Below are 4,084 nucleotides of genomic sequence, written 5' to 3'. Positions count from 1 at the left end.
CGGCGGCGACGACCGCGCCGTCGCCGACCGACACGCCGGGCGTGATCACGGCGTGCCCCCCGATCCAGACGTCGTCGCCGACCGTCACGGGGCGGCCGCGTTCGAGCCCCGTCGCGCGCTCCTCTGGGTCGATCGGGTGCGTCGGCGTGTACACGTGGACGCCCGGACCGAGCAGGCAGCGGTCGCCGAACTCGACCGGCGCGACGTCGAGGAACACGCACCCGAAATTCGCGAAGAAGCGGTCGCCGACCCGCACGTTGTACCCGTAGTCGCACCGCACCGGCGGCTCGACTACCGCCTCGTCGGCGACGCCCCGAACAGCTCGCGGAGGAGGGCGTCGCGGCGGTCGGACTCCGCCTCGGTCGTCGCGTTGTAGCGGCGGACGAGGTCGCGTGCGCGCGCCCGGTCGGCGACCAGTTCCGGGGCCGTCGGGTCGTACGGCTCGCCCGCCAGCATCCGCTCCGTCTCCGTGGGCATGGTCGCGTGGACGGGCGCCGCGACATAGACGTTGGCCCCTCCGCCGCGAACGCGACCGTCGGTCACCGCTTTGCGTACCGCTCCAGCCCGTCGAAGACGACGCCGTGTCCGGGGGTCTCCGGCGGTCGAAAGCCGCCGTCCACCAGCTCCAACGGCGTCTCGACGACCTCGTTGAGCACCGTCGAGTGGTGTTCGATGAACGGGACGTTGTCGAAGGCGGCCGCGAGGTGGACGTGGATCGGCTCGACGTAGTGCGGCGAGACCGGCGTGTTCCAGAGGTCGGCCGCCTCGGCGACGGTCACCCACGGCGTGATCCCGCCGACGCGGGCGACGTCCGGCTGGAGGACGTCCGCGCCGCCCGACGCGAGCACCTGCTTGAACTGGGTCGTATTGTAGACGTTCTCGCCGAGCGCGATGGGAACGTCGACGCGGTCGCGAAGCTCCGCGTAGGCGTCGAAATCGCCCTTCTCGAGCGGCTCCTCGAGCCACGCGATCGGCCGATCGAGGGCGTTGACGAACCGGCGGGCCTCGGCGACGGTGAACGAGCAGTTCGCGTCGACGAAGAGGCTGGCGTCGTCGGGCAACTCGTCGTGGACGGCACGGACGCGGGCCGCGTCCTCCGCGTGGCCGCGTCCGACCTTCATCTTCATGCCCGCGAACCCCTCGCGACCGACGCGTCTGGCGTTCTCGCGCAGGCGGTCCTCGTCGAACTGGATCCAGCCGCCGTTGGTCTCGTAGGCCGGGACGTGCTCGCGCGTTCCGCCGAGGAGGTCATAGAGCGGTCGGCCGGTTCGTTTGCCCTGTAGGTCCCACAACGCCGTATCGACCGCGGCGATGGCGATCTCGGAGATCCCCTCACGGCCCACGAAGGTGGTCTCGGCCCGAAGGTCGCGGGAGACCGCCCGCGGCGCGACCGGGGATCCCTCCACGATCGGGGCGAGGACGTCCGCCAGGAACCGCTCGACCGTCGAGCCGCCCTCGCCGATGGTGTAGGTGAACCCGACACCGCGGTCGCCCTCGCTCGTCTCGAGCGTCGCGGTTACGAGCTCCAGCTCGTCGAACGTCTGTGTCGCGTCCTCGAGCGCCTCCTCGTTCGGCACGCCGTAGAGTCCCGTCTCGACCGATGCGATCGTCGCTTCCGTGGACATTCACTTCGGGGTCCTTCCGGTCCGGAATAAAGGTGTGGGACGCGTCGGCGGTGGCGTCCGGACGGTCGCGGGAGACCGCAGCACATAACCTCGCGCTGGCCCGATATCGCGTATGCAAATCGACCCGTTCGGCCTCGAGCGGTGGTTCGCGGAGCACGAACACGAGGCCGACATCATGCTGGCCGAGAGCGGGATCCGGTCGCTGGACGCGAGCCGGTTCGACCTCGATCCCGGACGGCTCGGGTACGTCATCCCGACGAACGGCGACCCCGACCTCCGCGGCGCGGTCGGCGACCGGTACGGCCGGAGCGCCGACGAGGTGCTCTTCACCTGCGGGGCCCAGGAGGCGAACTTCCTCGCGTTCCTCGCGCTGCTCGGCGACGAGGAAGCGGTCGGCGGCACCGGGGGGGTCGGCCCCGGGACGGAGGAGATCGGCTCCGGCACCCACGCGGTCGTCGTCACCCCGACCTACCAGGCGCTGCACTCGGTCCCCGAAGCGGTCGGGGAGGTGACCCGCGTCGAGCTGGAGCCGCCCGGGTGGGAACTCGACCCCGACGCCGTCGCCGACGCGGTCCGCGACGACACCGCCGTGGTCGTGGTGAACAACCCGAACAACCCCACCGGCCGCTACCACGACGAGTCGGCGATGCGGGACGTCTACGACGTCGCCGTCGACCGCGACGCGTACCTGTTGTGTGACGAGGTGTACCGCCTGCTCGCCGCGGACCCACACCCACCGGTCGCGAGCCTCGGCGCACACGGGATCTCGACGACCAGTCTCACGAAGGCGTACGGGCTCGCCGGCCTTCGGTTCGGGTGGATCGCCGGTCCCGAACCGGTGGTGGAGCGCGCGTGGCGCTGGAAGGACTACACCACGATCTCCCCGTCGATTTTCGGCCAGCACGTCGCCGAGCAGGCGCTCGGGCGACGCGAGCGGCGCATCCTTCAGGAGAATCGCGAGCACGCCGCGACGAACCGGGCGCTCGTCGCCGACTGGGTCGACCGGCACGGGCTCGACTGGCACGACCCGGTCGGGGTCAACGGGTTCATGACGGTCCCGGACGGGTTCGCCGACGCCGAATCGTTCTGTCGGACCGTCATCGAGACCGAGAGCGTCGTGCTCGCGCCCGGCGGGCTCTTCGGATTCTCGGACCGCTTCCGGATCGGGTTCGGCCTGCCGACCGCGGAGCTGGAGTCGGGGCTCGAACGGGTGGACCGCGTGATCGACGACCGACGGACCGCGGCGAGCGGAGGTGACGCCTGATGGGACTGTGGAGCGAGCTTAAAGCCGACGTGGTGGGGTTCGTCCGCAATCCGACGGACGAGCAGAAGCTGCTGTTCGTCGCCGTGGTCGCGATGGCGATCGCGGACCGGTTCTTCTACTGGATCGACTGGCCGATCGTGGTGCGGACGACCGCCGCCGTCGGCGTGGGGTTCGTCATCCTGTTTCTCGCCAGCTACCTGTACACCGGGTCGTTCGTGCCGCCGGACGGCGACGTCGACGACGAGGACGAGCCGCCGGCGTACGAGGACGAACTCGATCCCTGACCGGGTCGACGCCGGCGAGAAATCGGGGCGACGCCGCCGTTCCAAACCGTTTATACCCGCGCCGGGGGAAGTGGCGCGCATGCCGCGAGAGCAGAAACAGGTTCGCGAACTACAGGAGGGCAGCTACGTCATGATGGACGACTCGCCCTGCAAGATCAACCACTACAGCACCGCCAAACCCGGGAAACACGGCAGCGCGAAGGCCCGCGTGGAGGGGAAGGGCGTCTTCGACGAGAAGAAGCGCTCGCTCTCGCAGCCGGTCGACGCGAAGGTCTGGGTCCCGATCATCGAGCGGAAGCAGGGCCAGGTCGTCTCCGTCTCCGGCGACGACGCGCAGGTGATGGACTTAGACACCTACGAGACGTTCACGATGCGCATCCCCGAGGGCGAGGACTTCGCTTCGGACGACACCATCGAGTACCTGGAGTACGAGGGCCAGCGCAAAGTCGTCGGGTAGCCGAGACCGATGTTCCCCGGAGCGACGACCGACCGCGAGACCGCTTCCTACGTGGTCGTCGGCGCTCCCCTCGACGCCACGACCACGTTCCAGCCGGGCGCCCGGTTCGGCCCGGACCGGGTCCGGAAATTCGCCCAGGCGTACGACGACTACGACCGTCGCACCGCGAGTCACTTCTCCGGGCTCGGCGTCTGCGACGCCGGCGACGTGCGTCCGTGGGACGACGTCGCCGCGTACCTGGATCACCTCGCCGCGGAGCTGCGGAGCGTCACCTACGACGACGCCGTCCCGCTGCTGGTCGGCGGCGAGCACACGGTCACACACGCCGGCGTCGAGGCCGTCGACCCCGACGTGCTCGTCGTCTGTGACGCGCACCTCGACCTGCGTGACGCCTACGACGGGAACCGCCTGAGCCACGCCTGCGTCGTCCGCCGCGCCCTGGACGACCTCGGCG

Annotated in this window: 5 protein-coding genes and 1 pseudogene; 4 read left to right on the top strand and 2 right to left on the bottom strand. The window is 70.2% G+C overall.

Annotated features, from left to right (window positions below; translation table 11 throughout):
• Positions 1-477, bottom strand: a pseudogene (locus tag GJ633_RS14710) (sugar O-acetyltransferase); the annotation flags it as partial.
• Positions 478-539: 62 nt separating this feature from the next.
• Positions 540-1,625: a mandelate racemase/muconate lactonizing enzyme family protein gene (locus GJ633_RS14705; RefSeq protein ID WP_156589407.1), complete on the bottom strand. Its 1,086-nt coding sequence runs from the start codon at positions 1,623-1,625 to the stop codon at positions 540-542.
• 112 nt (positions 1,626-1,737) lie between these two features.
• On the opposite strand from GJ633_RS14705, the gene GJ633_RS14700 reads away from it, so the two are divergent.
• From GJ633_RS14700 to GJ633_RS14685, 4 genes are all read left to right on the top strand, one after another.
• Positions 1,738-2,889: an aminotransferase class I/II-fold pyridoxal phosphate-dependent enzyme gene (locus GJ633_RS14700; RefSeq protein ID WP_156589406.1), complete on the top strand. Its 1,152-nt coding sequence runs from the start codon at positions 1,738-1,740 to the stop codon at positions 2,887-2,889.
• On the top strand, positions 2,889-3,173 hold the full coding sequence (locus GJ633_RS14695; RefSeq protein ID WP_156589405.1) for a hypothetical protein: 285 nt from the start codon (positions 2,889-2,891) through the stop codon (positions 3,171-3,173). Before GJ633_RS14700 ends, GJ633_RS14695 begins: the two co-directional genes overlap by 1 nt.
• Positions 3,174-3,252: 79 nt before the next feature.
• A complete protein-coding gene (locus GJ633_RS14690) occupies positions 3,253-3,630 on the top strand; it encodes a translation initiation factor IF-5A (RefSeq protein ID WP_156589404.1) in 378 nt (125 codons plus the stop codon).
• Positions 3,631-3,639: 9 nt separating this feature from the next.
• Positions 3,640-4,084: arginase family protein (locus GJ633_RS14685; protein ID WP_197431363.1), on the top strand; the 445-nt coding region annotated here is incomplete at its 3' end.

Origin of the sequence: Halorubrum sp. CBA1125, from assembly GCF_009742825.1 — an archaeon.
Taxonomy (GTDB): Archaea; Halobacteriota; Halobacteria; order Halobacteriales; family Haloferacaceae; genus Halorubrum.
The sequence above is the reverse complement of the archived record's forward strand: the minus strand, read 5'-3'. Positions and strand labels throughout refer to the sequence as shown.

Coding starts and splice junctions, on each gene's coding strand:
- GJ633_RS14705 (WP_156589407.1), bottom strand. CDS start 1,625: ATGTCCACGGAAGCGACGATCGCATCGGTCGAGACGGGACTCTACGGC.
- GJ633_RS14700 (WP_156589406.1), top strand. CDS start 1,738: ATGCAAATCGACCCGTTCGGCCTCGAGCGGTGGTTCGCGGAGCACGAA.
- GJ633_RS14695 (WP_156589405.1), top strand. CDS start 2,889: ATGGGACTGTGGAGCGAGCTTAAAGCCGACGTGGTGGGGTTCGTCCGC.
- GJ633_RS14690 (WP_156589404.1), top strand. CDS start 3,253: ATGCCGCGAGAGCAGAAACAGGTTCGCGAACTACAGGAGGGCAGCTAC.